This window comes from Haloglomus irregulare (genome assembly GCF_007421925.1).
Lineage (GTDB): Archaea > Halobacteriota > Halobacteria > Halobacteriales > Haloarculaceae > Haloglomus > Haloglomus irregulare.
Genome location: NZ_QMDX01000004.1, coordinates 217,080 through 242,970, shown reverse-complemented (window position 1 = coordinate 242,970; position 25,891 = coordinate 217,080). Strand labels below are relative to the sequence as shown.

The 25,891-nt window shown below is 68.7% G+C and carries 25 protein-coding genes; 5 read left to right on the top strand and 20 right to left on the bottom strand.

Features of this window, described 5'->3' with window-relative positions:
* Nucleotide 1 precedes the first annotated feature (1 nt).
* The 5 genes from DP107_RS09085 to purE form a co-directional block, all read right to left on the bottom strand.
* Nucleotides 2-1,006 (bottom strand): complex I subunit 1/NuoH family protein, encoded by a 1,005-nt coding sequence (locus DP107_RS09085; protein ID WP_144261892.1) that lies wholly within the window; start codon nucleotides 1,004-1,006, stop codon nucleotides 2-4.
* A gap of 59 nt (nucleotides 1,007-1,065) precedes the next feature.
* Nucleotides 1,066-2,751, bottom strand: coding sequence for an NADH-quinone oxidoreductase subunit D (locus tag DP107_RS09080; RefSeq protein WP_144261839.1), 1,686 nt, complete (start codon nucleotides 2,749-2,751; stop codon nucleotides 1,066-1,068).
* On the bottom strand, nucleotides 2,748-3,383 hold the full coding sequence (locus DP107_RS09075) for an NADH-quinone oxidoreductase subunit B (RefSeq protein ID WP_394348536.1): 636 nt from the start codon (nucleotides 3,381-3,383) through the stop codon (nucleotides 2,748-2,750). Before DP107_RS09075 ends, DP107_RS09080 begins: the two co-directional genes overlap by 4 nt.
* A 51-nt stretch (nucleotides 3,384-3,434) precedes the next feature.
* Nucleotides 3,435-3,839, bottom strand: a complete 405-nt coding sequence (locus tag DP107_RS09070) for an NADH-quinone oxidoreductase subunit A (RefSeq protein ID WP_144261837.1) — start codon at nucleotides 3,837-3,839, stop codon at nucleotides 3,435-3,437.
* 137 nt (nucleotides 3,840-3,976) lie between these two features.
* Nucleotides 3,977-4,603: a 5-(carboxyamino)imidazole ribonucleotide mutase gene (purE, locus tag DP107_RS09065; RefSeq protein ID WP_144261836.1), complete on the bottom strand. Its 627-nt coding sequence runs from the start codon at nucleotides 4,601-4,603 to the stop codon at nucleotides 3,977-3,979.
* 147 nt (nucleotides 4,604-4,750) lie between these two features.
* On the opposite strand from purE, the gene DP107_RS09060 reads away from it, so the two are divergent.
* Complete coding sequence (locus tag DP107_RS09060) at nucleotides 4,751-5,548, top strand: class I SAM-dependent methyltransferase (RefSeq protein WP_144261835.1); 798 nt, start codon at nucleotides 4,751-4,753, stop codon at nucleotides 5,546-5,548.
* A gap of 109 nt (nucleotides 5,549-5,657) precedes the next feature.
* Nucleotides 5,658-7,277, top strand: a complete 1,620-nt coding sequence (locus DP107_RS09055; RefSeq protein ID WP_202877371.1) for a hydroxymethylglutaryl-CoA reductase — start codon at nucleotides 5,658-5,660, stop codon at nucleotides 7,275-7,277.
* 212 nt (nucleotides 7,278-7,489) lie between these two features.
* Here DP107_RS09055 and DP107_RS09050 read toward each other — a convergent pair whose 3' ends face one another.
* The 8 genes from DP107_RS09050 to DP107_RS09015 form a co-directional block, all read right to left on the bottom strand.
* Nucleotides 7,490-8,476: a DMT family transporter gene (locus DP107_RS09050; protein WP_238330837.1), complete on the bottom strand. Its 987-nt coding sequence runs from the start codon at nucleotides 8,474-8,476 to the stop codon at nucleotides 7,490-7,492.
* 484 nt (nucleotides 8,477-8,960) lie between these two features.
* Nucleotides 8,961-11,573: a heavy metal translocating P-type ATPase gene (locus tag DP107_RS09045; RefSeq protein WP_202877370.1), complete on the bottom strand. Its 2,613-nt coding sequence runs from the start codon at nucleotides 11,571-11,573 to the stop codon at nucleotides 8,961-8,963.
* 105 nt (nucleotides 11,574-11,678) lie between these two features.
* Nucleotides 11,679-12,269, bottom strand: coding sequence for an AsnC family transcriptional regulator (locus tag DP107_RS09040; protein ID WP_144261833.1), 591 nt, complete (start codon nucleotides 12,267-12,269; stop codon nucleotides 11,679-11,681).
* Nucleotides 12,270-12,406: 137 nt separating this feature from the next.
* Nucleotides 12,407-13,441 (bottom strand): phosphate signaling complex PhoU family protein, encoded by a 1,035-nt coding sequence (locus DP107_RS09035; protein ID WP_144261832.1) that lies wholly within the window; start codon nucleotides 13,439-13,441, stop codon nucleotides 12,407-12,409.
* Nucleotides 13,442-13,697: 256 nt separating this feature from the next.
* The gene (locus tag DP107_RS09030; protein ID WP_144261831.1) at nucleotides 13,698-14,837 is read right to left on the bottom strand and encodes an acyl-CoA dehydrogenase family protein; all 1,140 of its coding nucleotides are present in this window, start codon (nucleotides 14,835-14,837) and stop codon (nucleotides 13,698-13,700) included.
* A 94-nt stretch (nucleotides 14,838-14,931) separates the two neighbouring features.
* Nucleotides 14,932-15,726 carry an enoyl-CoA hydratase/isomerase family protein gene (locus DP107_RS09025; RefSeq protein ID WP_144261830.1) on the bottom strand — a complete coding sequence of 265 codons (795 nt, stop codon included), beginning with the start codon at nucleotides 15,724-15,726 and terminating at the stop codon, nucleotides 14,932-14,934.
* A gap of 58 nt (nucleotides 15,727-15,784) precedes the next feature.
* Complete coding sequence (locus DP107_RS09020) at nucleotides 15,785-16,972, bottom strand: Abi-alpha family protein (RefSeq protein ID WP_144261829.1); 1,188 nt, start codon at nucleotides 16,970-16,972, stop codon at nucleotides 15,785-15,787.
* Complete coding sequence (locus tag DP107_RS09015; protein ID WP_144261828.1) at nucleotides 16,969-18,252, bottom strand: DUF445 domain-containing protein; 1,284 nt, start codon at nucleotides 18,250-18,252, stop codon at nucleotides 16,969-16,971. The genes DP107_RS09020 and DP107_RS09015 overlap by 4 nt, the downstream gene beginning before the upstream one ends.
* Before the next feature lie 392 nt (nucleotides 18,253-18,644).
* Here DP107_RS09015 and DP107_RS09010 point away from each other — a divergent pair, with 392 nt between their 5' ends.
* From DP107_RS09010 to DP107_RS09005, 3 genes are all read left to right on the top strand, one after another.
* Entirely contained in the window at nucleotides 18,645-19,331 is a 687-nt protein-coding gene (locus tag DP107_RS09010) for a hypothetical protein (protein ID WP_144261827.1), read from the top strand.
* Nucleotides 19,332-19,481: 150 nt separating this feature from the next.
* Entirely contained in the window at nucleotides 19,482-19,637 is a 156-nt protein-coding gene (locus DP107_RS19980) for a hypothetical protein (protein WP_185977241.1), read from the top strand.
* A 206-nt stretch (nucleotides 19,638-19,843) separates the two neighbouring features.
* The gene (locus DP107_RS09005; protein ID WP_144261826.1) at nucleotides 19,844-20,077 is read left to right on the top strand and encodes a hypothetical protein; all 234 of its coding nucleotides are present in this window, start codon (nucleotides 19,844-19,846) and stop codon (nucleotides 20,075-20,077) included.
* Here the strand turns inward: DP107_RS09005 and DP107_RS19975 are convergent.
* The 7 genes from DP107_RS19975 to DP107_RS08970 all read right to left on the bottom strand — a co-directional run bounded on the left by DP107_RS19975 (nucleotide 20,074) and on the right by DP107_RS08970 (nucleotide 25,856).
* Nucleotides 20,074-20,610, bottom strand: a complete 537-nt coding sequence (locus DP107_RS19975) for a hypothetical protein (RefSeq protein ID WP_185977240.1) — start codon at nucleotides 20,608-20,610, stop codon at nucleotides 20,074-20,076. The genes DP107_RS09005 and DP107_RS19975 overlap by 4 nt on opposite strands.
* A 242-nt stretch (nucleotides 20,611-20,852) precedes the next feature.
* Nucleotides 20,853-21,323 (bottom strand): metal-dependent hydrolase, encoded by a 471-nt coding sequence (locus DP107_RS08995; protein ID WP_144261824.1) that lies wholly within the window; start codon nucleotides 21,321-21,323, stop codon nucleotides 20,853-20,855.
* Nucleotides 21,324-21,344: 21 nt separating this feature from the next.
* Nucleotides 21,345-22,124 carry a CDP-alcohol phosphatidyltransferase family protein gene (locus DP107_RS08990; RefSeq protein ID WP_144261823.1) on the bottom strand — a complete coding sequence of 260 codons (780 nt, stop codon included), beginning with the start codon at nucleotides 22,122-22,124 and terminating at the stop codon, nucleotides 21,345-21,347.
* Nucleotides 22,125-22,166: 42 nt separating this feature from the next.
* Nucleotides 22,167-22,550, bottom strand: coding sequence for a DUF7475 family protein (locus DP107_RS08985; protein ID WP_144261822.1), 384 nt, complete (start codon nucleotides 22,548-22,550; stop codon nucleotides 22,167-22,169).
* A gap of 405 nt (nucleotides 22,551-22,955) precedes the next feature.
* Nucleotides 22,956-23,771, bottom strand: a complete 816-nt coding sequence (locus tag DP107_RS08980; RefSeq protein WP_144261821.1) for an ABC transporter ATP-binding protein — start codon at nucleotides 23,769-23,771, stop codon at nucleotides 22,956-22,958.
* Nucleotides 23,768-24,988: a branched-chain amino acid ABC transporter permease gene (locus DP107_RS08975; RefSeq protein WP_144261820.1), complete on the bottom strand. Its 1,221-nt coding sequence runs from the start codon at nucleotides 24,986-24,988 to the stop codon at nucleotides 23,768-23,770. The genes DP107_RS08980 and DP107_RS08975 overlap by 4 nt, the downstream gene beginning before the upstream one ends.
* Nucleotide 24,989: 1 nt before the next feature.
* Nucleotides 24,990-25,856 carry a branched-chain amino acid ABC transporter permease gene (locus DP107_RS08970; protein WP_144261819.1) on the bottom strand — a complete coding sequence of 289 codons (867 nt, stop codon included), beginning with the start codon at nucleotides 25,854-25,856 and terminating at the stop codon, nucleotides 24,990-24,992.
* Between the last annotated feature and the right edge of the window lie 35 nt (nucleotides 25,857-25,891).

The following is a 25,891-nucleotide window of genomic DNA, read 5'->3' as shown; positions in this document are numbered from 1 at the left end:
ATCAGACGGTGATTCCCACGATAACGGCCGTGAGGACGAGGTTCGCGATCGAGAGGACCAGCATACCCTTCCAGCCGATCTCGATCAACTGGTCGATACGCACCCGAGGGACCGCCGACCGGGCCCACTGGGTGAACAGGTAGACCGCCCCCATCTTGATGACGAACCAGACCACGCCCGGGAGGACCGGGCCGGCCGGGCCGCCGAGGAAGATGGTGGCGATGATGGCGCCGCCGAGGAAGATGTGGATGAACTCCGAGAGGTAGCAGAGCACGAAGTACACGGAGGAGTACTCCGTCTGCCACCCGCCCACGATCTCCGTCGGCGCCTCCGGGATGTCGAACGGGTTCCGGCCGACCTCCGCCAGGTTCGCGGCCATGAACAGCACGAACGCGAACGGGTTGACGAAGGCGTACCAGGACGGGATGCCGATGCCGGCGACGCTGAACAGGGTCGTCGCCTGGGCCTCGACGATGCCGCTCATCCGGAGCGTGCCGGCGAAGATGACCACCGACGCCGCGGTGAGGATGAGCGGGATCTCGTAGGCCAGGTTCTGCGCGACCGCGCGCAGGCCGCCGAGCAGCGAGTACTTGTTGTTCGAGGAGTAGCCGGCCATCACCAGCCCGACGCTGGCGATGGAGGCGACCGCGAACACGTAGGCCAGGCCGACCTCCGGGTCGGCGATGTGGAGGCCGTTCCCCATCGGGATGACGGCGAACCCGAGCAGCGCGGAGCCGGCCATCACGATGGGCGCGATGTCCCACGCGGGGCGGTCGACGCCCTCGGGGACGATGAGCTCCTTCGACAGGAGCCGAACGGCGTCGGCCACGATGATGAGCAGGCCGAACGGCCCGTGCCGGTTGACCGCGATGCGGTCGGTGAACGCGGCAGTGATCTTCCGCTTCCCCCAGATGCCCGACACCGCGACGAGACCCAGCAGGGCCGCCGCGATGACGGACGAGGCGATGAGGGCAGCGAGGAACTCGAACGCCGGCCCATCGGGCATCCCGAGCAGGCTCCGGATGGCGTCCGGAAGCGGCGTGCCGCTCTGGAGAGCGACCGCGTTCAACGGTCCACCTCCCCAAGGACGATGTCCAGCGACCCCAGCGACGCGATGAGGTCGGGGATGTACTCGCCCTGGGACATCTCCGGCAGCGTCTGGAGGTTCGAGAAGCACGGCGACCGGATCTTGAACCGACCCGGCGTGTCCGTGCCGTCCGAGCGGATGTAGATGCCCAGCTCACCCTTCGCCGCCTCGACGGAGCGGTAGACCTCCTTGTCGGGCTCGGGCTTCAGGGTGCGGGGCACGTTGGACTGGATGGTCCGCTCCTCCTCGGGCCAGTCCTCCAGCAGGTCGACGCACTGCGAGATGATCTTCGCGGACTCCTCGACCTCCTGGAGCCGGACGAGGACGCGCGCGTAGTTGTCACAGCCCTCCTCGGTGACGACGTCCCAGTCGAGCTCGTCGTAGTAGCCGTACGGGTCGTCACGCCGGAGATCGTAGTCGATGCCGGAGCCACGGGCGACGGGACCGGTAGCGCCGTAGGATTTCGCCACGTCCGGTTCCAGGACGCCGGTGTCGACACACCGCATCTGGAAGATCTCGTTCGAGGTGATGAGGTTGTGGTACTCCTCCAGGCGCTCCGGGAGGTCATCCAGCAGGTCGCGGGTCTTCTCGAAGAACTCCTCGCGGGGTTCGGGCAGGTCCCAGGCGACCCCGCCCAGCCGGAGGTAGTTGAACATGAGCCGCTGGCCGGTGAGGTCCTCCAGCAGGTTCTGCATGTCCTCGCGGTCCTGCATCGCGTACATGAAGATGGCCGTGAAGTCGCCGTAGACGTCAAGCGCGAACGTGGCGACGGCGAGCATGTGGCTCGCGATACGGCACATCTCGGCGGACATCGTCCGGATGACCTGCGCGTACTCGGGGACCTCCAGGTCCGCCAGGTCCTCCGCCGTGCGGGCGTACGCCCACTCGTTGAGGATGCCGGCTGAGATGTAGTCCCAGCGGTCGGGGTACGGCATGATCTGGTGGCGGTAGGTGCCCTGCTGGCAGATCTGCTCCTCGCAGCGGTGGAGGTAGCCGATGTCGGACTCGACGTCGGCGACGGTCTCCCCGTCGAGGACGGTCTTCAGGTGGAGGACGCCGTGGGTGGCGGGGTGGTGCGGGCCGATGTTGAGGAACATCGTATCCGAGTCCTCGCCGCCGCGGTGGTCCTCCTGCAGCGGGTTGGCGTGCTCGCGCAGCGCGACGACCTGGGGCTGTTCCTGGTCGTAGTCGCTCCGGAGCGGGTGGCCCTGCCAGGTGTCGGGCAGCAGGATGCGCTTCAGGTCCGGGTGGTCCTCGTACTCGATGCCGACGAGGTCGTACGCCTCCCGTTCGTGCCAGTCGGCGGTGCGGTAGGCGTTGTTGCCGGACTGGCTGACCGGGTTGTCGCGGCTGGTCGGGACGACGACGCCGACCTCCTGGGTGGGGTCAGCGTACTTCCGGAGGTGGTAGATGGACTCGTAGCGGTCGTCGTACTCCTGGGCGGTGACACAGGAGCAGTGGTCGAACCCGGCCTCGTCGCGTAGCGTCGTCAGCGCGGCGTCGACCTCGTCGGGGCGGACGACGAACGCCTCGGCATTGAGGTGCGTCTCGCGGCCGATGGCGAGGTCGCCGAGCAGTGCCTCCAGCGCGTCGTAGTCGAGCCCGTCCTCGGTCTCGCCCACGACGGCCTCGCTCTCCGGTTTGGTGGGGTCTTCGAGGCTCATGGCGAATCAGCCCAGTTGTACCGCATGACGAGGTCCTCCTCGTCGATCTCGTCGGCGAGGTGCTGGACGAGCTCGTCCTGATCGAGGTCGCCGAACTGCTCCAGTTCGTACGGCTTGACCGTGACGGGGGCGCTCTCGCCGTTGGCGATGCGCTCCTGGAGCTTGGCGACGCCGTAGACCAGCGCCTCGGGGCGGGGCGGACAGCCCGGGACGTGGATGTCGACCGGGATGACCTCCTCGGCGCCCTTGATGACGTTGTACCCCTCCTGGAACGGGCCGCCACTGATAGTACATGAACCCATGCCGACGACGAACTTGGGCTCGGGCATCTGGTCGTAGACCCGCTTCATCCGCGGGGCGAACTTCGAGACGATGGTCCCCGGGACGATGATGACGTCGGCCTGCCGCGGCGAGGCACGGGGAACGCCGGCCCCGAAGCGGTCGAGGTCGTGCTTGACCGCGTACGTGTGCATCATCTCGATGCTGCAGCAGGCGATGCCGAACTGCAGCATGAACATGGAGGACCCCCGGACCCAGTTCATGAACTTGTCGAACTTGGTGAGGATGAACGGGGTGGAACCGAAGGCCTCGCGCAGCTTCGAGTTGAAGCGGCTGTCGACGCCCTCTCCCATCCGTGCCTCCTGTGTCGATTCGGTCTGTGGTGCGTTCTCTGAACTCATGTGTTAATCTGCGGTTTGACCGGGGACGTGCTCGCTCCTGACCCAGCGGACGGCGCCGTTACGCCACGCCCACGCGAGACCGACGACCAGTACGCCGATGAACCCCAGCATGGGCAGGAGAGCCCGCGCCAGGCCGAACTGGGTCACGGCGTCCCGGTAGATGACCGTCCACGGGAAGATGAGGACGGTCTCGATGTCGAAGACGACGAACAGCAGCGCCACCATGTAGTACTGGATGTTGAACCGGATGCGCGTGTTGCCCGTCGGAACCTCGCCGGACTCGTAGACGGCTCGCTTTCCCTGCTCGGGCACGCTCGGGCGGATGAGGGCTGACGCGGCGATCATCGTCAGGGGGATCGCCACCCCCACAACCGCAAGCGCCCCGATAGCGATCCATGGATTACTCACGACTATCAACAGTCGCTTAGGAAGCCCCGTACATAAGAGTTGATAACGCCGCCTTCGCCCGAATTACGGCCCGCAGCGACCGATTCCGACGTCCGGGTTCCCGCCGGTAGCGCGGGTCGACCGGCCGAACCGGCGGCTCACTCCCGTTCGGCCCGGAACGCTGCCGTCCCCGTCCCGTGGAGGTCGCGCGAGACCTCGCCCACTCCGGCCTGGAGCGATCCGTGGTAGTCGACCAGTCGCTGTCGTAGTTGGTCATGCTCTCGGGCCAGCATCTGGACCGCCGACAGCGCCGCGTTGAACGACTTCCCCGCGTCGACGGCGACGATGGGCGCGCCCGTCGGCATCCCGAGCACACTGTTCACGGACTTCTCCTGGACCGGCACCCCGACCACCGGGAGCGGGTAGGCGATGCTTGCGGTCATGTTCGGGAGGTCGGCGCTCTTCCCGCCGGCGCCCGCGATGATGACGTCTATGCCGCGGGCCTCGGCGGTCTCGGCGTACGCGTACATCAGGTCCGGCGTCCGGTGGGCGCTCACCACGTACGTCTCGAAGGTGTACCGGGCCTCGAGCGGGTCCTCACGGTCGGTCACCTCGGCGAACCCGAGTTCGGTCAGCGCCTCGTAGGCCCCGTACATCGTGTCCAGGTCCGAGTCCGACCCCATCACGATGCCGACCTCGGGGGTGTCCGCGGCGGGGCGGTCGCGCTCGGCCTCAGCGTGCAGGTCGTCGACGATGGACTGGACGGCCTCGGGACTCTCGGTCATACCCACCCCCGGGACCGGACGGCCCCTGTCGTTTGCGGTCCGGGCCGTCGGCGCGCTCAGAGTTCACGGACCCCGCCGCACGACCGGCGGCTGACGCCCGTCGAACGAACCCCGAGGAATAAACCGGGGACCCCGTTACATCCCGCTATGGGAACCGCCACCACGGGAGAGGAGACCGCCGAGGATGGGGTGGTAGGTGGGGAGACCGAGGCCGGCGACCACGGGCCGGAGGGCCCGGCCCATCCCTGGTTCGCGCGGCTGTACGACCCGGTGATGCGGCGTTCGGAGGCCGAACTGTTCCCGCCCCATCGCGAGTACCTCGCGCGCGACCTGCAGGGGGACGTGCTCGACCTGGGCGCCGGAACCGGGGCGATGCTGCCCTACTACGAGGAGCCGGTCCGGTCAGGTGCGGCGAGGGTGACCATCCTGGAGCCGGACCCACACATGCGCGAGCAGGCCGTGGCGGCGGCCCGCGACCGCGACCTCGACGTGATGGTGAGTGACGCGACGGCCGAGTCGCTCCCCTTCGCCGAGGACTCCTTCGACGTGGTGGTGGCGTCGATGGTGTTCTGCACCATCCCCGACCCGGGGGCGGCGCTCGACGAGGTGGCGCGGGTGCTCCGGCCCGGCGGCGAGTTCCGCTTCCTCGAGCACGTCGCCGAGGACGGCTGGCGACGGATACCCCAGCGCCTGCTCGCCCCGCTCTGGAGCCGCATCGCGGCGGGCTGTCGACTCACGCGGCGCACGGGCGACCTGTTCAGTGACCACGACGCCTTCGCGGTGGTCGATATCGAGTACCGCCAGCTCGGCGTCTTCCCGGTCCGCCCCTTCGTCCGGGGGACACTGTCGCTACAGAACGTCCACACAACTCCGGGCGCGGACCCCTCCATCCGCCGGCGCGTCCGGAAGGCGGTCGAGGCGGCCCGGAGCCGGCTGTGGCGTTGATATCTGACCGGGTAGAACCGGCTAGACGGGGAGCTTTGGCCCCAGCGCGGCCGAATCGTCGGGAGGGACACGAGGTTTAATTAGGAAGCCCCGGATTGCGGGACGGTAGATGGTCATCCCGACCCCAGACAGCGGCGTGTTGAAGCGGCTCTACGCGAACCTGGTCGGTTCCGGTGGCCGGTTCTCGCTGGACATCCCGGACCGCATCCTCCAGCGGCTCTACACCTACGGGAGCCTGAAGAACGCCGACCGGGGGGCCGAGTTCGAGATCAAGAACCGGCTTCAGGACGCGAAGGTCACCGGCGTCTCCCGGGTCGTGGTCGACCGACAACGGGTCGACCTCGAGGACGTCCGGGTCGTTGCCGCCGACGAGCACGAGTACACCCTCGACGAGATCGACGAGGGCCGGCCCATCAACTTCCCCGTCGGCCGGACCGTCGTCATCGTCGTCGAAGGTATCGACCTGCGCGCGGGCGAGCACGAGATCGAGATCGACTTCATCGCCGACCCGTTCGGCGAGCTCACCCTGGAGGTCACCGACAGCATCCGCGACGAGGAGGCGGTCGGCGGCATCCCCCGCGACGACGAGGACAACTACTCCGAGTCCGCCATCGCCGCCCGCCACGAGTACATAGCGGCGGAGACCGGCGTCGAGCTGGAGCACGTGCCGCGGAACTCCTTCGACGCCGACGTGACCGAGGGGAACGTCGAGAACTTCATCGGTGTCGCCCAGATGCCGCTCGGCCTCGCCGGCCCCGTGCAGGTCAACGGCGAGCACGCCGACGGGGAGTACCCCGTTCCGCTGGCGACGACGGAGGGAACGCTCGTGGCGTCGTACTCCCGCGGGATGAAGGCCATCAATCTCAGCGGCGGCGCGAAGACGACCGTCGTCGACGACAACATGAACCGTGCGCCGGTGTTCGTCTTCGAGGACGCCCGCAACGCACGGGACTTCCGTGACTGGGTCTTCGAGCACATGGACACCATCCGTGAGAAGGCCGAGGCCACGTCGTCTGTCGCCCAACTCGTGCGTATCGAGGACTACGTCACGAACAACCACGTCCATCTCCGGTTCGACTACACGACCGGGGACGCCGCCGGGCAGAACATGGTCGGGAAGGCTACGTTCGCCGCGTGTAACTGGGTCCTCTCGGAGTACCCCGGCTACGTCGAGAACTTCTACCTGGAGGGCAACTTCGCGACGGACAAGAAGGCCTCCAAGATCAACGACCTCCAGACCCGCGGGAAGCGCGTCACCGCGGAGACCACCCTCTCGGAGCAGACGATTCTCCACCACCTCGGCGCCGAGCCCGAGGCCATCCACCACCACGCACAGGTGGCGACGCTTGGCTCGTTCTTCTCGGGGGCGAACACGAACGGTGCTCATCCGGCCAACGGGCTCGCCTCGCTGTTCATCGCCTGCGGTCAGGACGAGGCCAACGTGGCCGAGTCCTCGGCGGCGATGGTGAACACCACGCTGCTCGACGACAACTCGCTGCACGTCTCCGTGACGATCCCGTCGCTCATCGTCGCGACCTACGGCGGCGGGACGGGCCTGCCCACCCAGAGCGAATGCCTGTCGATGCTGGGCTGTGACGGCCCCGGCAACGTCGAGAAGTTCGCCGAGATCGCCGCCGCCGTGGTGCTCGCCGGCGAGCTGTCGTTGGCGTCGGCCATCTCCGCGTCGGACTGGGTAACCAGCCACGACGAACTCGGCCGGAACCGGTAAGTCGGGGATCAACCAGGGGACGGCCGCTGAGACGGGGGACCCCGACTGCCCCTCGAACCGGAAGTCGACCCGGTCGCTGTCGCAGGACTCGGCCCGTCGACCCTCTCGGAGGCGCATCCGGCGAGGCGGACCGGCTCGGTGTCGGCGTCCTCATGCAGGGCGGCATCCCCGCCCGTCGCCCCGTTCGTCGACGAACCGGTCCTGAACCGCGGTCAGTCGTCGCAGGGCGGGTCCGCCGTCGGCCGGTCCGCCTCACTCGCGGCGAAGCGGCGGCGGAGGCGGAGCCACTCCTCCCGAATGACCGCGCGCTCGACCAGCGCGAAGCCGGCGACGACGACGAGGAAGCCGACGGCGGTCCATGGCGAGAGCACCTCGCCGAGCAGCAGCCACCCGAGCAGCGTCGCGAACACGGGGACCGCGTAGGCGACGAGGTTGGCGCGGACAGGGCCGACACGCCCGATGAGGCCGAAGTAGATGGGGTAGGCGATGGCCGTCGAGGGGATGGCGACGGCGAGCACGCTCAGGACGGCGGCGGGCGCCAGCGAGACGAGTGGCGGGACGGCTTCGCCCGCGCCGAGGCTGGTCAGATGCAGCAGGACGGCCCCGCCGGCCATCGCCCACGTGGTCAGCGGGACGCTGTCCATCCGGGGTTCGACCCACTGGAGCCCGACGCTGCCGAGGGCGACGGCCGCGGCGGCACCGAGGACCAGCAGCTGTCCGAGCGCGCTCCCGCCGGCCAGCGATTCCGGCGACGGCTGGACGATGATGACCACACCGCCGAGCGCGACGGCGATGCCGAGGGCGCCAAGCGGCGCGAGTCGCTGCTTCAGGAGCCACCAGGCGAACAGCGGTGCGAGGATGGGGTTCAGCCCGTACATCACCGACGCCGCGGCGGTCGTGGTCGAGCCCTGGCCGAGGAACAGCAGGGCGTTGTTCGCCGCGATGAGCAGTGCCGCGGCGACGGCGATACCGAGATAATCACCACGCGTGTGGGGTAGCCACGTCTCCCGGTCGCGCGTCACGGCGACGTAGGCGAGCAGAGCGACGGCGGCCACGTCGAACCGGAGCGCGGCGAAGAACAGCGGTGGCAAGGCCGCGAGACCCGTCTTGATGGCTGCGAACGAACCACCGAACAGCGCGGCTAGTAGGACGAACAGTGCCGCGTCCCGGTAGTGGGGTGGAACGGCGAGCCGGCTCACGGACGCGACCACCCGCGGTGGAGATGGAGGGAACGCATTATCGGATGGAGGGGCGATTCCCGGAAATGGGTTGCGCGGCACGGGCTGGCACGGCACGGACGACCACGTCCGTCAACACGGCGCCTCGGCGTGACGGCCGTCTTCACGGGCAGTATCAAACGGCGTCGCCGTCGGGTCGAATCGGCCGAACCCCGCGGCGAAGCGGGTGCTCCCACCCCCCTGTTCCAGTAGTCGGGTCCCAGCGGAATGAACTCACGGGATGAGCAGGTCGCTCAACCGGTGAGCGTCGGCTGGACCGGGTCGCGTGACGGGGCACGTCGAAGTCCACGGGTTCCCGGAACGCCCCGCCGGTCAGCGGCCGAGAGCCGATTCGATTGCGGGGCGCCACAGGGTCGGAATGGCCCGAATAGCCGGTAGTCGTGGTCGGGCGCGTGTGTCCGCCGGACTCGCGCCGCTCCCCCGATGATGGACGCGCCTCGTCCGGCTATCGCCACCCGCCGAGGAGGCGATAGTCCTCGGTCGGCGCGTACCGCCGGAACAGCAGCGTGTTCGCCAGGACGGACACCGAGGACAGCGCCATCGCACCGGCCGCGAGGACCGGCTGGAGCAGACCGAGCGACGCCAGCGGGATCATCGCCGTATTGTAGCCCAGCGCCCAGAACAGGTTCTGCCGGACCTTGGCGAGGGTGCCCTCACTGATGCGGACGGCCTTCAGCACGTCCGCCGGGTCCGACCGCATCAGCGTCACGTCCGCGGCCTCGATGGCCACGTCGGTCCCGCTGCCGATGGCGATGCCGACGAACGCCGTCGCCAGCGCGGGGGCGTCGTTGACGCCGTCACCGACCATCAGCGCGCGCGTGCCGTCAGCCTGCAGGTCCTCGATGGCGTCGGCCTTCTCCTCGGGGAGGACGCCGGCCCGGACGTTGTCGGGGTCGATACCGACCTGCCCGGCGACCGCGCGGGCGGTCCGCTCGTTGTCGCCGGTGAGCATGTGGACCGTCGTCCCGCGCTCGCGGAGCGCCGCGACGGCCTCGCGGGCGGACGGCTTGACCGTGTCCGCATCCGCGACGACGCCGACGACCCGGCCGTCGACGGAGACGAGCATCGCGGTCTTGCCCTCGGACTCTATGCGCTCCATGGCGTCGGCGGCGGGCGTGGGGTCGACTCCGGACTCACCCAGTAGCGCCCGGTTCCCGACGAGCACCTCGCGGCCCTCGACGGTCGCCCGAACGCCCTTGCCGGGGACGTTCTCGAACGCGTCGGCGTCGGGGAGGTCCAGCCCCCGCTCGCGGGCCCCCTCGACGACCGCCTCGGCGAGCGGGTGCTCACTGGCCGTCTCGGCGGCCGCGGCGTACCGGAGGACGGCAGCCTTATCGGGCGCTTCTACGGGTCCGTAGGGGGCATCGAGCGTCCCACCGTCCGGGGCCACGCCCCCGTCGGCGGGGGCAAGCGCCACCACGTCGGTCAGGGTCATCTCGCCCGCGGTGAGCGTCCCGGTCTTGTCGAAGACGACCGCCTCGGCGTCCCGCACGCGCTCGAGGATATCGCCACCACGGAACAGGACGCCGTTGCGGGCGCCGATGGCCGTCCCGACCATCGTCGCGGCGGGCGTCGCCAGCCCGAGCGCACAGGGGCAGGCGATGAGGACGGCGCTCGCGAACACCACGGTGGCGAACTCCAGGAGCGAGACGGACCCGCCGAGGACGGCCGGGCCGCCGGCGACGAGCCCCCACAGTGGGAGCGCGCGGACGATGCCCCCGAGAGTTTCGGGGAACAGGGCCCAGAGCCCCGCCCAGAGGACGGCGTTCGCGATGACCGCGGGGACGAAGTACGCCGAGATGCGGTCGGCCACCCGCTGGACATCGGGCTGGCGGGACTGGGCCTCGCGGACCGTCTCCACGATCCGCCGGACCGCCGTCTCCTCGCCGACCTTCGTCGCCTCGACGGTGAGGACGCCGTTCTCGTTGACCGTCCCCCCGACCACCTCGTCGCCGGGCCGCTTCTCGACGGGGACGGACTCGCCGGTCACCATCGACTCATCGACCGCCGAAGCGCCGTCCACGACACGGGCGTCGGTCGGGACCTTCTCACCCGGGCGGATCTTCAGCCGGTCACCGACGGCGACCTCGTCGATGGCGACCTCCTCCTCGACGGTCCCGTCGTCGCGCTCGACGAGTCGCGTGGCGGTGTCGGCCTCCAACTCGAGGAGTTCGCGAATGGCGTCGCCGGCCTGTCCCTTCGACCGGGCCTCGAGGTAGTTGCCGAGCGTGATGAACGTCAGGATGAACGCGGCGGTGTCGAAGTAGAGCCCGCCGGCGAGCAGGTCCAGCAGCGTCACGATGCTGTAGCCGTACGCGGTGCTGGCCCCGAGCGCGATGAGCACGTCCATGTTGGCGCGGCCGTTGCGCAGCGCCTGCACCGCGTTCCCGTAGAACGGCCGCCCCAACAGCACCTGGACGGGCGTCGCGAACGCGAACGCGACCCAGCCGAACGGCAGCGCCGTTCCGGGAACCGTCTCCGGGAGCGTCCCGGGTGCGAGCAGTTCGACGGTCATGAACCCGAGCAGCGGGAGCGAGAGCACCGCGCCCAGCAGGGTGCGGTTCCGCTGATGGCGGACGTCGGCCGCCCGGGCGGCGTCGCGGCGCGCCTCGTCGGGTTCCCCGTCACCCTGGTCGTCGCGGACGGGCGTGTAGCCGACCGACTCGACGGCGCCGTAGAGGTCCGCGAGCGACGCCGTCTCGGGGCTGTACGTCGCCCGCGCCTCGTCGGCGGCGAAGTTGGCGCTCGCCTCGAGGACGCCCGGGACCGCCCGGAGCGCGTCGGCGACGGTCTCCGAGCAGTTCGCGCACGTCATGTCCGTGACCGGGACCGTCGTCGACTCCGTGACGGGCTCGTAGCCCGCCCCCTCGACCGCCTCGAAGACGGCAGCCAGCGAGACGACGTCCGGGTCGTACGTCACGGACCCCTCGTCGGTCGCGTAGTTCACGTCGACCGACTCGACGCCGTCCATCTGGCCGACGGCCTCCTCGACGGTCGCCGAGCAGTTCGCACAGCTCATCCCGCCGATGGCGATCCGTTCACGGCGTGGTTCGGACACGAATGGTCACCTCACCTCCACGTACGTCCCGACCGTTCATCCCCCTTTCCCGTTCGAAACCGAAGTTCCGAGAGGGTTCGGCTTCGGAACACGAAGCCGAGAGGGTCACGCACCCCGTTCCAGTTCCTCGTACCGCTCCCGGAACGCCGCCTCGCAGGACGCACAGCAGAACGCCCGTCGCTCGCCGCCCACCTCGGCGAGCACCCCCTCCTCGGTGACCGTGTTGCCACACTCCACGCAGTCGATGCCGATGGTGGCGTCGCCGAGCGCCGGCGTCCACTCCGCCCCCGCGAGGAGGTCGACGGAGAACTCCCGGACGGCCGCCATATCTAGCGCCCCGGCGAGACGCCCCCGGACCTCGCCATCGGGGGCCGCCATCGAGGCCAGCAGTCGCCCGTCCGCGGTCTCGAAGACGTGCTCAACGCCGTCGAGGCCCGCGAGCGTCTCGCGAACGTCACCCACTCGGTGGCCGTCGGGTCGGAGCGTGACCAGGACCTGCACGCCGTCCCGGAGCGTCGACCCGTCGATATCGACGGTGAACCGCTCGATGACGCCGAGGTCCTGTAGCCGCTCGACGCGGTCGGAGACCGCCGGTGGCGAGAGGTCGACGCGCTCGGCGATGTCGGCGTACGGCCGCCGACCGTCCGCAAGCAGGAGCCGCAGGATCTCCCGGTCGGTGTCGTCGAGGTCGCGCATACGCGGACGTGTCCGGCCGCCGGCTTGCCGTTTACGCCCGTCCGGGCGCAACCGCCGGGATGGGGAGCGAGGAAATATCCGAGAGAAACACTGAACGGCTCGGCCTGGTCGCGTATTCGACCGATAAAGCCGGAGAACTACGCGATACTGACGAACTCCGAATCCTCGTTGAGCGCGAGGTTGGTCGCGATCTCGGCGTTCCGGACGGCGTACTGGGCGGTCTGGCCGAGCGAGACCAGCACCTCGCGGACCTGGAGGAGGTCCTCGTTGGGCATCTCCTCCAGGTCGTCGAGGATCTCCCGCTCGCGGTCCTCGATCTGCTGGAACAGCTCCCGGACCTCGATGGCGATGTCGTAGTCCCGCTGGACGGCGGCCTGGACCCCCTTCTCGGTGATCTCGTCGACGTCGTCGGTGAAGTCGCGGATGCGCCGCATCGTGGCCTGGTCGACCTCCAGGGAGTGACCCTCCGTCTCGAGGACGATCTCGGCGATGTCCTCCGCGTTGTCGGCGGTCAGCTCCAGGTTCTTCGCGATGGAGCGGTAGCCGATGAGCGGGAACCCGCCGTCGAGGCCGACCGCGCGGGCGAGGTTGGGGTTCTGGTAGGAGGTGAAGATGAGCCGGAGCAGGAGGACGAAGATCTTGTTGGCCTGTCGTTCCCGGTTGAGGGCCCGCTGGGCGAGATCCGGGTTGCCGTGGGCGAGCGCCTTGATGCCCTCGTTGCGCATCGTGCTGCCGGTCGACTCCAGCCGCGTGAGCAGGTTGTCGAGCGTGAAATCCTCCGGGTCGACCGAGCAGCGGATGGCGATGCGCTCGGGGGTCTCCTCGATGACGCCCAGCCCCATCAGCTGCGTCTCGGCGTTGTAGACGGCGTTGATGGTCGCCGACCCCAGCGTGCCGCCCGTCTCGACCTCCACGTGGATGACGCGACGGCCGAGCACGTACTGCGCGAGGATGGCCCGCTCGACGGCCTCGGCGTCGAGCTCGCCGGCGTGGATGACGGCCTCGGACTCCTCCTGCTGGAGGGACTCCGGCATCACCGTCAGCGTCCCCTTCGAGCCCATCCGCAGCGAGACCTCGTCGCCCTTCTCCACGTCCTGTGCCTTGGCCCACTCCGCGGGCAGCGTCATCGCCAGCGTCGAGGGGCCCAGCCGCTGCACCTTCCGGGTTTCCATACCCGCCATGCACGCCGAGTGACCTTAGTCTTCACCCTACCGTATTCATATCCCACGCTTTCTTTGGTGATAATTATACACCGTCCCGCGACGGGCGGGGTGACTAAGGGTGAGTCCGAGCCACACGCATCTGGCGTTTCGAGGTCGAGTCCGGAGCCGACCGTCGGGCGGGTCGACGACGGCCGTCGCTCGCCGGCGGTAGCTGAGAGAGGGTGGTGGTCGAACGAACGGCGAGCGGGGTCGGGTTCCGGGCGGGTTACAGCAGCCGGTCCGCGATGATGTTCTTCTGGATCTCGCTGGTGCCCTCGTAGATCTTCGTGATGCGGGCGTCGCGGTAGTAGCGCTCGGCGGGGTGGTCGGTGACGTAGCCCGCACCGCCGAACACCTGCAGCGCCTCGTCGGCGACCTCGACGGCGTGCTCGGAGGCGAACAGCTTCGCCATCGCCGCGAACTTGGCGGCCCGGTCGGGGTTGCCCTCCTCGACGTTGGCGCCCGCACGGTAGGTGAGCGAGCGCGCGGCCTCGATGTCGGTCGCCATCTCCGCGAGTTTGTGGCGGATGGCCTGGAACTCGCCGATCTTCTGGTCGAACTGCTCGCGCTCGCCGGCGTACTCCAGCGCGGCGTCGAACGCGCCCTGTGCGGCGCCCACCGCCTGCGCGGCGACGCCGGTCCGACCGGAGGCGAAGAAGTCCATCAGCTGGTAGAAGCCCGCGTCAACCTCGCCGATGACGTTCCGCTCGGGGACCCGCACGTCGTCGATGACGATCTCCGCGAGGTCCGACGCGCGGATGCCGAGCTTGTTGTCGATCTTGGTCGGCTGCCAGCCGTCGCGGTCGGTGGGGACGAGGAACGCGGTGATTCCCTTGTGGCCCTCGCTGGGCGAGGTCTTGGCCATCACGACGGCGACGTCGGCGACGGTGCCGTTCGTGATCCACATCTTGTTGCCGTCGATGACCCACTCGTCCCCGTCCTTCTCGGCGGTCGTCTCCATCCCGGCGACGTTCGAGCCGTGCGCGGGCTCGGAGATGCAGGAACAGGAGGCGGACTCCCCGGCGGTGATGCGGGTGAGCCACTCCTCCTTCATCCACTCGTCGCCGTACTTCAGGAGCATCGAGGAGCCGAAGCCGGCCGAACCGATGGCGCTCCCCAGACCCGGGTCGGCACGCCACAGCTCCTCGGTGACGACGATTCGCGCGATCATATCCATCCCCGCGCCGCCGTACTCCTCGGGGACGTGCGGCGCGACGAAGTCCAGCTCCGCGGCCTTGCGGCGCAGGTCCTCGGGGTACTCCCCTGTCTCGTCGTGCTCGCGGGCGACGGGCTTCAGCTCCTCCTCGCCGAACTCCCGAACCGCCTTCCGGATCGCCTCGTGTTCGCCGGTCGTGGTGAACGACATAGCGCATCCTTCGGTTTCCGGTGTTAAAAAGAGTTCCCTGCCCTTCACCCGTTGTTAACGAGTGATGATAGCACGGTGGCGCCGCCTCGCGGCCCTACTCGCCCTGGAAGTCGGGCGCGCGCCCCTCCATGAACGCGGTCGCGCCCTCCTCGTGGTCGGCGGTGGCGAACACCTGTGCCTGGAGCGCGGCCTCGTTGTCCAGCGCCTCCTTCAGCGACATGTTGAGGCCCTGACTGATGGCCTGCTTCGAGGTGCGCAGTGCGATCGTCGGCCCGGTCGCGATGGTCTCGACGAGGTCGTCGGCCTGCTCGTCGAACGCGTCAGCGTCGTAGACGTGGTTGAAGATGCCCTCGTCGCCGGCCTCCTCGGCCGAGAGCATCTCGCCGGTGAACACCAGCTCCTTTGCCTTGTTCTCGCCGACGATACGGGGCAGCAGGTAGGAGGTCCCCGAGTCGACCGCGAGGCCGACCTGCCGGAAGCCGAAGCTGATGGAGGCGTCCGTGCTCGCCACCGGCACGTCGGCCGCGATGGCGAGGTTGGCACCGGCACCGTACGCCACGCCGTCGACCTTCGCGACCGTCGGCAGGTGGAACTGCGCGACCCGCATGACCGCGCGATGGGTGTTGTGCTGGATGCGCTCGACGGCCTCGTGTAGTTCGGCGGCCCCGGACATCATCTCCATCATGGAGTTGACGTCCCCGCCGGCGCAGAAGGTCCCCTCGCGCCCGGTGATGACCAGGCAGCGGACCTCGTCATCGGCCTCCGCGCGGTCGACAGCGTCGATGATGGCGTTCGACATCTCCGCCGTGAGGGCGTTGCGGTTGTCCGGACGATTCAGCGTCACCGTCGCGACGCCGTCCTCGACGTCGTACAGTACGGGCTCGGTCATACGACCGTTCTGTCCGGGCCTTACAACGTAAACCTTCCCGTGGACGGAAGCCGCGGCGTCACGCCCCGTCGCCGTAGTGTTCCTCGGCGAGTTCGAACGGAAACACCGTCCGGCAGAAATCGATGCCCATCGACGTGAGCCGGACGCTCCGGCGCTCCGTCTTCGGCCGCCGCGTGCGCTCCATGACCTGCTCCACGTCGGGCTGTGCCTGGAGGACGCGGTACTCCTCCAGCGCCCGGAGGCTGTCGTTGCTCACGCGGACCAGCCCGAGCCGCTCCAGATTGTCGAGGTAGACGTCCGCGCGCTCGCCGTACCTGAGCCCGGCGTCCGTGTCGAGCATGGTCAGGTCGCCGGCGGCCAGCGTTCCCCGACCGAGCGGGAGGAACCCCCGGTCCCGCACGTCCAGCGCGGGCTGTGGCCCCTCGGTAGCGAGCAGGCGGAGGATGCGGGCCTCGTCGGCCGACAGCTGTTCGACGACGCGGACGTAGGCCGGGTGGAACGGTTCCTCGTGGTCGACGTCCGCCGACAGCTCCAGCAGCCGGGCCCCGTGGCGCTCTAGATCCGCGATGGTGATCGGCCCGTTCTCCTCCCGGTCCGCCCCTCGCTCACGACGTGTCGGGGCGTCACCGTCCCGGCCGGGGCTGCCGAACGGCAGGCCGAGGCGGTCCAGCTCGTCCCGGGCGATGTCCGTGGTCTCCTCCAGCAGGTCGCGGGGGGATTCGGAGGTGAACGCGGCCTCGGCCATCCGGCTGCCCGCCCGGATGCTCGCGAGGCCGGCGTACTCGCCGGTGTTGGCGGCGGCGGTCACCAGGATCCGGGCCACCTTCAGCGACTCGTCGAACCGCTCCTCCAGGTCCTCGGCCCCGAGGTCGTTCGTGTCGATGCCGGCGTCGTCGAACACCGTCAGCATGTCCTCGAAGTCGCGCCCCCCGACTGCATCGGGGTCGTCCCGGGCCTCGTCGAGCAGCTCGACGAGCCGGTCTATGTCCTCGTCGTCGACCTCGGAGGTGTCGAGGTCGGCCTCGGTCACGTCCAGCGGGTCCCTGTGGCCGTCACCGTCGGAGCCCTGCGGGGACGGCTCCGTCCCGTCTTCGTCGACGTCCGCGTCGCCCTCGCTCGGCGACGTCATCCCGTCACCGGGGTCAGCCGGCCCGTCGGTATCGGCTCCGGTCTCCGCCTCCACGGGACCAGCCGTCGGCCCCTCGTCGGGACCGGCGTCGGTATCCTCGGGGTCGCGGGCGGTCATACGGCGGTCACCACCAGCAGCTGGATCCAGCCCGCGACGAACCCGAGCACCGCACCCAGGCCGATGAGCATCCACTCGTCCTCCTCGAAGGCGGTCCGGAGCGTCTCCACGTACTGGTCGGGCGGCATCGCCGCCAGCCGCCGCGCGATGAGGTCCTCGATAGCCTCCGAGCGGGCCCTGTTGAACTCGGGGTCCTGCATCGGTTCGATGGAGAGCTCGGCGGCCTCCGCCGCCATCCGGGCGCGCATCGAGTCGTACTCGTCGGTCCCGGTCGCGACGCGGACGGCCGGTCCCACGACCCCCATCGCCCGGTCCACCTCCGGGCTGAGCACGTCGCGGAGCATCCGCCGTGTCCGGTCGGACTTGCGGCCGTGGAGCATGTCCTCCGCCACGTTCTCCAGCGTGATGGTATTCTGTGCCACCTCGCGCCCGTAGGCCCGGGCGACCTCCGGCTGTCGCTGGATGAACAGCCCCTGTAGTTCGAGCGGGCCGAGCGTCCGCTTCTCGATGGGGTTGAAGATGGCCTTCAGCGCGATCCAGTTGGTGACGTAGCCGACCGTCGCACCGACCACCGGCAGCACCCACCAGGCGTCGATGGCGAGGTAGAGCGGGATGGTGAAGAAGCCGAGGAACCCGCCGATGAGGAAGCCGGAGTTGATGACGAACCGCAGCTCCTTGTCGCCGGCCTCGAAGAACAGCCGGTTGATGAGCTCCGGGTTCTCCCTCATGTTCCGGATGACCATCGTCTTCACGTCGAGTAGCTCGTCGATGTTCTCGCCGATCTCGTCGGTGACCGTGTCGATGATGTCCGGGAGCCGCGCGTCGACCCGCCGGTGGACGAGGTCGTACACCGGCCGCGGCATGTTCACCCACAGGTCCGGGTGCTCCTCGCGGATGACCTCGTCGACGAGTTCGTGGACCTCGTCGCCCGCGCTCGCGAGGACATGCTGGGCGATGCGGTCCGGGTCGAACGTCTCGTAGAACTCGCGCTGGCTGGCGAGCTTCGAGATGCCCGTGTCGACGGAGATGCTCGCCATCTTGTCCGCGCGGGCTGGGATGATACCCTGCCAGCCGACCCGACCGCGGAGGAGGCCGGGGATCTGCTGGATACGGTTCGGGAGCTTCACGACGAGTTCCTTCAGGCCGGGGACCCGGAAGCCGAGGTGGTCGATGGGGTAGAACAGCATCTTGATGCCGAACCAGTTGGTGACGTAGCCGATGGCCCCGGAGATGAGTGGGATGAGCAGGAGACTCGGGTCGAAAGGAGGTTGTGGGAGCATATCTCTCGGTCAGTACCGTGGTCGGGCAGCCCGACGGCCGGCGCGCCGGAGCCGCCCGGCGGTCGCCGGGCTCGGGGATCGAATCCCCCACCGGGTTGGCGCCGGGTTCCCACTGGACTAACTTAATACCATGGTTACCGCGTATTCAGGGGACCCAGCGATGGGAGTGGCCGTTCACGGCGCCTGCCCCGGCTTCCCGGCTCGAATCGTCGACGGCGCGACCGGGCCACCCGGCGGCGGGCGGACGGCCCGTCACCTTTTCAGGGTTCTCGGTGACATCCTGTGGTACTGGATGGTATTCTTCGCAAAGGTTAACTCCCCACCCGTCGCATCCAGGGGTATACGCCGCGACGGCCGACCCACGGCCTGCCGTCGCGACGGAGCCCATCATCATGAGCGACGAAGACGAGAGCACGGCCGTCGGTACAGCCTTCGAACTACAGCGCAACACGCTGAAGCTCGGCCAGCGGGCCATCGAGCAGACCGCGGAGACGCGGCAGAACTTCAACGACCTCGTGCTGGGTGGGCTGGAGACCCAGGAGGAGGCCCAGAAGCAGACCCTGGAGTTCAGCCGTGAGTCCATCGACAGCCTGCTCGACGCCGTCGAGGAGAACGTCGACGGCTCCGGGGACGCCGTCCAGGACGTCCGCGATGCCGTCGACGGCGGGTTCGACGACATCGTCGACCAGCAGGGCGAGCTGTTCGAGTCGCTGTCCGAGCGCTACGACCCCGACGCCTCCGAGATCCGCCCGCTGAGCGAGGAGTTCCTCGAGGCGCTCGACGAACAGCTGGACTTCCTCATCGACGCCAACGAGGAACTCGAGGCGGCCACCGTCGAGACCTTCGAGGACGTCGTCGACCGTCTGGAGCAGTTGGAGACGGAGTACGAGGATCAGGGCGAGGAGCTCCGGGCCCGGTTCGAGGACCAGCTCGACCGGCTCCAGGACCAGTTCGAACAGCGCCTCGACCGGCTCCAGGAGGTCCAGGACCGCTTCGAGGAGCTACAGGCGGAGGTCGAGGACGACTTGGAGGCGGTCAGCGACTCCCTCGACGACGTCGAGATCGACGACGGGGAGTAGCACAGCGCCCACCCATCGGTAGCGGTGGTCGGCAACCGCGTCCACCAACCAGCGGCGCTCCCGACCGACACCGCGAGGAGTCGCGATCGAGAAAACGGCCGCAGATGACAACGGCAACCCTTTCACGACGGTCAGTCACCCGTCCGAACGATGGACGCAGGGAACGGGCCCGTGCTGCTGACGGTGGCGATGCTCACCCCGGGAGCCGTCGCGGGCGTCGGCGTGGCCACCGCCGAGGACCTCCCCAGCGCGACCGACGGGGACCCCGCCAACGGCGAGGAGGTCCGGTCGGCAGCGGACGACTAGATGTTCCGCATCAACTACACGTTCCGGCTCCGGACCCACCAGCCCGGCACGAGGACGGCTACGCGGAGCACTGCGCGGTAGGGCTGACCGAGAACGGCACCCTCCGCCGCATCCGCCTCATTTCGGAGGGGGTCGGCTTCGCGGACTGCGAACCGGGCAACACCGGCGCGTTCGGCATCGACCGCGGCAACGACGACCCGGGGACGATGACACAGGTCTCGCTGCTCTCCGCGTTCGAGAGCTACGAGTCCGGGGCGGACTACATCGACATCACGTTCTACAGGGAGGAGACGCTGGCCGGCGAGCCGGTGAACGGCACCGTCTACGGCCAAGTCGTCGCGAGCCAGCGGGACTGCTACGACAGCCCGTCCGAACCGGGCTGGTACCGCATCAACGGCACCATCACCGGGGACGTGGCGGGTGGAACGGGGACGGGCTAGGTCATCCGGGACCGCTCGAACGACGTCCACATCCGCGACTGCGACTCCCGCGCCGGGGCCGAGGAGACGCTCGACCCGCCGCCGGGCGGGGTGTCGGACGGCGACACGGGCGGTGGTAGTGGTGGCTCGGCCGGAAGCGATTCGACGGCGACGCCGACGGGGACGGCGACCGCAACCCCGACCGAGACGACCGCCTCCACAGCGGCGACGACCGCTGCGACGCCGACGGCCTCCGCTACGGCGGCCGACACCCCCACCACCGACCGGAGCACTGCGACCCGGACCGCAGGGAGTGAACGGACGAGCGTGGACACGCCGACCACGACCGACACCGCGGTGACCCGTTCGACCGGGTCGAGTTCGACCGAGTCAGGTCCGACCGAGTCAGGTCCGACCGAGTCAGGTCCCGTCGCGCGGGCGGGCGTCAGGACGCCAACGGTCGCCGACGGCCCCGGCTTCGGCGCGGCGAGTGCGGTCGCCGCGCTCCTGGTGACGCTCGCACCACTGTCCCGGCGTCGGGGCTGAATATCCACGATATCCGGCGACGCGGTCGACAGTCGCTCCGATTACTCGCAGATCTCCGCGAGAACGGGGAAACAGGGGTGGTCGTCCCGGTCCCCGGAGCCTATGGGCGCTTTCCGGACCCCGGGTCGTTGGTGGTCTCCTCCGGGGTCCCGTCCGCGATCTCCTCGCCGAAGCTGATGCCGGTGACACACGTCGAACTCCCGTCGGTCCACAGCGTGACGGGGGTGCTATGGAGTCGGAAGCCGTCCGCTCAGGTCCGTTCGTGGAGGATTCGCCGAACTGTGTGCCGGTTCGCTACCAGCAGATAGCCGATGACGCACCAGATTCCGAGTTCCAGAAAGAAGGAGGGCGACCAGAGATAGTAGAAAATGAACTCCCCCGGTGGTACGTCGAGCGGGTTCGGCTGGAGGAGCGGCCACCCCAGAAAGGTCAGGTGTTCCGGCCGGCCGTTGAGGACGACATGGATCGCGTCCAGCAGGAGGTGTGAGAGCCATCCGACGAGTATCGCGACACCCTGCCGGCCGAACAGGGCCAGCGGGCCGACGATCGCGAGAAGGAGCAGCGAGTGCCCGACGGTGTGGTAGATGTCGAAGACCCCGACCGCCCCGAGGGGTTTGTCGACGAGATCCGGGAGTGCCGCACCTGCCACGAGCCCCACCGGTGAGAGCCGGGCAGGGCGGGCCAGCAGCGCGGCCGCGGCGAGGTGGGTCAGGAAGAGCACGACTGGCGTTGGTGGAGCAGCTTAGTTCCCCCTGTCGGTCCCCCATCGCAGGCGGCCGCTGGCGACAAGGAAGTCTCGAGCGAACACCGCGACGGACGGGGCGAGCATGATCGGTGCGGCGGCATGGACCAGCGATATCGGGGCGGCGGGCGCGAGTGCAACCGTGAGGAAACCCATCTGTAGGCCGGCAAGGTATTTGCCGAGGTCGTTATCGGGCCGGTCGTAGACCGTGCGGCCGCGTAGGCGACGGTAGGACAGTGCGCCCCGGTATAGGTACGGGAGTGCCGATAGTGAGAGATACCATACCGGAAGCCGGCCCCACAGGACCGCGACCAACGGTGCGGCGACGAAGCCGAAGGTGTCGAAGGCCATGTCGAGCCGAGTACCGACGCGCGTCTCCGAGCCGACAGTTCGGGCGAGGACACCGTCGAACCGGTCGAGCAACGCCCCAGTCCCGTAACAGAGCGCGGGTACCCAGACCAACGTAGTGCTGCGAGGGACGACTGCGAAACCGGCGACTACGGCGAACAGCCCCCCGCGAACGAGTGTCACCACGTTCGCGAGACCGGTGAGGTCCGCCGCCGTCGCACGGGGGGCCCGCGCAGCCGACACCCGTGTCGCGTACCAGAGCTGGCTTGCCCAGCACCCGCCGGCGATCAGTGCCGGATGGAGCGAGGCCGCCGTGACATCGCGCTCCGGGAACAGCGGCCAGATGACTACGGCAAAGGCGGCAGCGGCGATGACTGCCAGTCCGCTCTGGACGAGTGGGGTGGACCACTTCGACTGCCACCTATGGGCCACTGTTGCCCTCCTCCTGACCGTGACTGAGGCTCGGTGCCATCGTCACCGGAGCAGTGCGAGGAGGACCACCAGCAGGACCACCTGTGCCACCTTGTCGACTACACCGAGGGACCCAACGTCGGCGGGGAAGGCCTTCGGACCGGCAACGAAGTTGAGGTAGTACCACAGGACGACCTGTCCGAGCGTGAAGGGGATTCCAAGCCCGTAGACCGTCCGCCGTCGGAGATCGAGTAACACCAGCGCGACCGCAGCGAGAAACCCGACACCGGCGATGAGGAAACTGATACCCAGCGGCGAGGGTGCGAACCCGAGGCCGAGGCGTATGTGTACGATACCGGAGACCAGCGCCGCGATGATCCCGACCCAGTGCAGGCCAGTCAGCGAGCCGGTGCGTATTGCGAACTGCCGGTTCGCCGTCGCACTCATATTGTAGTATTCGGCCACAGGGATTTACATGTACTGTCCGTTCAGTCATCCCACCAGCCGGACGGTCGAGGCCCCGGGAGCGTCGGTCCGGGGGACGGTCCTGTCGGTCAGCCGCCTGCCAACCGCGCCAGCGGTTACCACGGCCTGTTCGGGGGTCGTACTCGGCGGAATCTGAACGGTTCCGTGGGTGATCCCAGGCGAGGACGGCACCTGCTGGCGAGAGCTCGTACGCCTCGCCGACGGACCGGGCCTCGGCGCGGCGAGTGCGGTCACCGCGCCCCCGGCGACGCTCGCGCTGCTATCCCGGCGTCGGGGCCGAACATCCGCGATGCCTGTCGTCTCGGTCGACAGTCGCCATCATCACTCACAACACCGCGTGAGAACGGGGAAACAGGGGTGGTCGCCTCAGTCCTCGGAGCCGAGGTACGCCTTCCGGACCGCCGGGTCGTCGGTGATCTCCTCCGGGGTCCCGTCGGCGATCTTCTCGCCGAAGTTGATGACGATGGCGCGGTCGATGAGCTGTAGCAGGCCGCGCATGTTGTGATCGACGACGATGAACGTCGTCCCCTGGTCGCGGAGCGTCCGGAGCAGGTCGGACAGCTCCGTGATGTCCTCGTCGGCGAGGCCGGCGAACGGCTCGTCAACCAGCAGCAGGTCGGGGTCCGTCGCCATGGCCCGGGCCAGTTCGAGGCGGATCATGTCCGCGTGCGGGAGCTCGTCGGGAAGCTGCCGGAGTCGCTCGCCGAGGCCGACCCGCTCGCAGATCTCCACCGCCCGGGCCCGTGTCTGGCCGCGGAGGCCCGACGTGGAGAACAGCCTGTCCGGGACGAGCGATATCTGGACGTTGTCGACGACCGAGCGGTCCTCGAGGGGGCGGAACTCCTGGAACGTCCGGGCCATCCCGTTCTGGACCATCTCGTAGAACTCCGACCCGGTCACGTCCCGGCCGTTGTAGTAGACGGTCCCCTCGCTCGGCGGATAGACGCCGGTGATGCAGTTGAACGTGGTCGACTTCCCAGCCCCGTTCGGGCCGATGAAGCCGAGGATCTCCTGCTTCTCGACGGCGAACGAGAGGTCGTCGACGGCGACGAGCCCACCGAACCGCTTGGTGATCCCGTCGGCGACGAGCACCCCGTCGTCCGGGCCGTACGACTCGGTCCCGGCGTCGGTCTCGTCGAGGTCGGCGGGCGTCTCGGTGCTCGTGGGTGTGTCAGTGCTCATGGGTCATCACCGAATCCGGGCAGTACGGCCCGTAGTTGCTCCGTGAACGTCGCGACGATACGCTCTAAGTTCGACGGTTCGCCCTCGGTCCAGCCGCCGTCGGTCGCGAGGTCAGGGCCGCCGCCCCCCCCGCCACCGTCCTCCTCCTCTCTGGCCGCGGCGCGCTGTCGGGTCCGGACGAGGATTCGGGTGATGACGCCCTCGGGAATGAAGAAGAGGACGACCAGCGTCACGACCGTGAACAGCAGGAAGTAGATCTCGCCGATCGGCACGCCGATCACCGGAACGGTCAGGTCGACCTGCGCGATGTAGACCCGGAAGAGGAACAGGAAGAGGCCGCCGATGGCCGCGCCGGTGATGGTCCCGATGCCGCCGATGATGGAGGCGATGATGACCTCGATGCTGACGACCAGCGCGAGCAGGTCGCTCGGCGCGACGAAACCGCCCGCGTACGTGTGGACGAACAGTGCGCCCGCCAGCCCGCCGACCAGGCCGGACAGCACGAAGGAGAACAGCTTGAACTTCGCCGGGTTCAGCCCCGCGGCCTCGACGGCGAGTTCGTCCTCGCGGATGGCCGTGAGCACGATGCCCGCGTCCGACCGCGTGATGGCCAGGAACAGGACCAGCGCGCCCAGGAACAGCGCCAGCGCGACGACGTACCCCTCCACGGCACCGGTGGTGAGGGTCTCGGTGAACAGCCCGGTCGCGCCGCCCGTGACGTCGGGTGCGAACCGGAACAGCCCGATGATGATGATCGGCGTCACCAGCGTGATGAGCGAGAAGTACGGGCCCTGCAGTCGCAGCGACGGGAACCCGATGAGTAGCCCCGCGATGCCGGCGGCGAACATCCCGAGCGGGATGGTCACCAGCAGGTCGAGCCCCATCTGGGCCTGCAGGATGGCGCTGGCGTAGCCGCCGACACCGAAGAACAGCCCGTGACCGAAGGAGATCTCGCCGGTGTAGCCGGACTGCATGTCCCAGGACATGGCGAAGACGGCGAAGAACATCGCGCCGGTGATGTTCGCGAGCAGCGTGGAGTTGACCACGATACCCAGGAACCCGTAGCCCTGCAGCGCGGGCAGGACCGCCAGCAGGAGCAGGCCGAACAGCCCGAGCCGTGTGAGCCAGCCGAACCCGCGGGGGTCCAGGATGTCCGTCAGCGTCCGCTCCTCGAACTCCTCGTCGGCCGTGGGGGCCTCGGATGTCTCTCCCCCCATACTACCCCTCCGTGAGTTCCCGCCCGAACAGTCCCTCCGGGCGGACGAGGAGCACTATCACCAGCACGACGAGGCCGGAGACACCGGCCAGCCGGGTGCTGACGTACTGGACCGTGATCTGGTCGAGGAAGCTGATGAGATAGGCGCCGATGACGCTCCCCCGTATCGACCCCAACCCGCCGAGCACGACGATGGAGAAGGAGAGCAACAGCGGCGTCCGGCCCATCAGGGGCGTGACCGTCTGGAAGGTGGCCAGGAAGACGCCGGCGATGCCGGCGAGCCCGGCGGCCACGACCCAGGTCAGGGTGAACACGCGGTCGGCGTCGATGCCGACCAGCGCCGCGCCCTTGCGCGACATCGAGGTGGCCAGGATGGCCTGTCCGGTCTTCGTCTCGTTGACGAAGAGGAACAGGGCGCCGATGACGAGCCAGCTGATGGCGAAGACGATCAGCCGGTTGAGCTCGATGTCGGTGCCCAGGACGGCGACGCCGCCGTCCACGATGCCGGGAACGACGAGCGGCTGGGCCCCTTCGAGCACGAGAAACACCTGCTCGACGATGAGCCCCGCCACCAGCGAGAGGATGAGCACCGAGACGGGGTTGTCCGCGACCTTCTTCAACATCCCCTTGTACAAGACGACTCCCGTGGTCGCGGCCACGATACCCGCGATGGGGACCGTCACCCACACCGGAATGCCGGCGTTGACGAGGTAGTACGCGGTGTACGCCCCCACGGTGAGGAGGGCGCCGTGCGCGAGGTTCAGGATTCCACCGACGCCGAAGATGAGGGTGAATCCGATCGCTACGACGGCGTACAGCGCCCCGAGGAGGAGCACGTTCACCCCGACCGTAACTGGACTAACTGCCATGTGTACTGACGATTGTGGATTGTTTCGTTCTTGTG

Coding starts and splice junctions, on each gene's coding strand:
- DP107_RS09085 (WP_144261892.1), bottom strand. CDS start 1,006: ATGCCCGATGGGCCGGCGTTCGAGTTCCTCGCTGCCCTCATCGCCTCG.
- DP107_RS09080 (WP_144261839.1), bottom strand. CDS start 2,751: ATGAGCCTCGAAGACCCCACCAAACCGGAGAGCGAGGCCGTCGTGGGC.
- DP107_RS09075 (WP_394348536.1), bottom strand. CDS start 3,383: ATGGGAGAGGGCGTCGACAGCCGCTTCAACTCGAAGCTGCGCGAGGCC.
- purE (WP_144261836.1), bottom strand. CDS start 4,603: ATGACCGAGAGTCCCGAGGCCGTCCAGTCCATCGTCGACGACCTGCAC.
- DP107_RS09060 (WP_144261835.1), top strand. CDS start 4,751: ATGGGAACCGCCACCACGGGAGAGGAGACCGCCGAGGATGGGGTGGTA.
- DP107_RS09055 (WP_202877371.1), top strand. CDS start 5,658: ATGGTCATCCCGACCCCAGACAGCGGCGTGTTGAAGCGGCTCTACGCG.
- DP107_RS09040 (WP_144261833.1), bottom strand. CDS start 12,269: ATGCGCGACCTCGACGACACCGACCGGGAGATCCTGCGGCTCCTGCTT.
- DP107_RS09035 (WP_144261832.1), bottom strand. CDS start 13,441: ATGGAAACCCGGAAGGTGCAGCGGCTGGGCCCCTCGACGCTGGCGATG.
- DP107_RS09030 (WP_144261831.1), bottom strand. CDS start 14,837: ATGTCGTTCACCACGACCGGCGAACACGAGGCGATCCGGAAGGCGGTT.
- DP107_RS09025 (WP_144261830.1), bottom strand. CDS start 15,726: ATGACCGAGCCCGTACTGTACGACGTCGAGGACGGCGTCGCGACGGTG.
- DP107_RS09020 (WP_144261829.1), bottom strand. CDS start 16,972: ATGACCGCCCGCGACCCCGAGGATACCGACGCCGGTCCCGACGAGGGG.
- DP107_RS09015 (WP_144261828.1), bottom strand. CDS start 18,252: ATGCTCCCACAACCTCCTTTCGACCCGAGTCTCCTGCTCATCCCACTC.
- DP107_RS09010 (WP_144261827.1), top strand. CDS start 18,645: ATGAGCGACGAAGACGAGAGCACGGCCGTCGGTACAGCCTTCGAACTA.
- DP107_RS19980 (WP_185977241.1), top strand. CDS start 19,482: ATGGACGCAGGGAACGGGCCCGTGCTGCTGACGGTGGCGATGCTCACC.
- DP107_RS09005 (WP_144261826.1), top strand. CDS start 19,844: ATGACACAGGTCTCGCTGCTCTCCGCGTTCGAGAGCTACGAGTCCGGG.
- DP107_RS08985 (WP_144261822.1), bottom strand. CDS start 22,550: ATGAGTGCGACGGCGAACCGGCAGTTCGCAATACGCACCGGCTCGCTG.
- DP107_RS08980 (WP_144261821.1), bottom strand. CDS start 23,771: ATGAGCACTGACACACCCACGAGCACCGAGACGCCCGCCGACCTCGAC.
- DP107_RS08975 (WP_144261820.1), bottom strand. CDS start 24,988: ATGGGGGGAGAGACATCCGAGGCCCCCACGGCCGACGAGGAGTTCGAG.
- DP107_RS08970 (WP_144261819.1), bottom strand. CDS start 25,856: ATGGCAGTTAGTCCAGTTACGGTCGGGGTGAACGTGCTCCTCCTCGGG.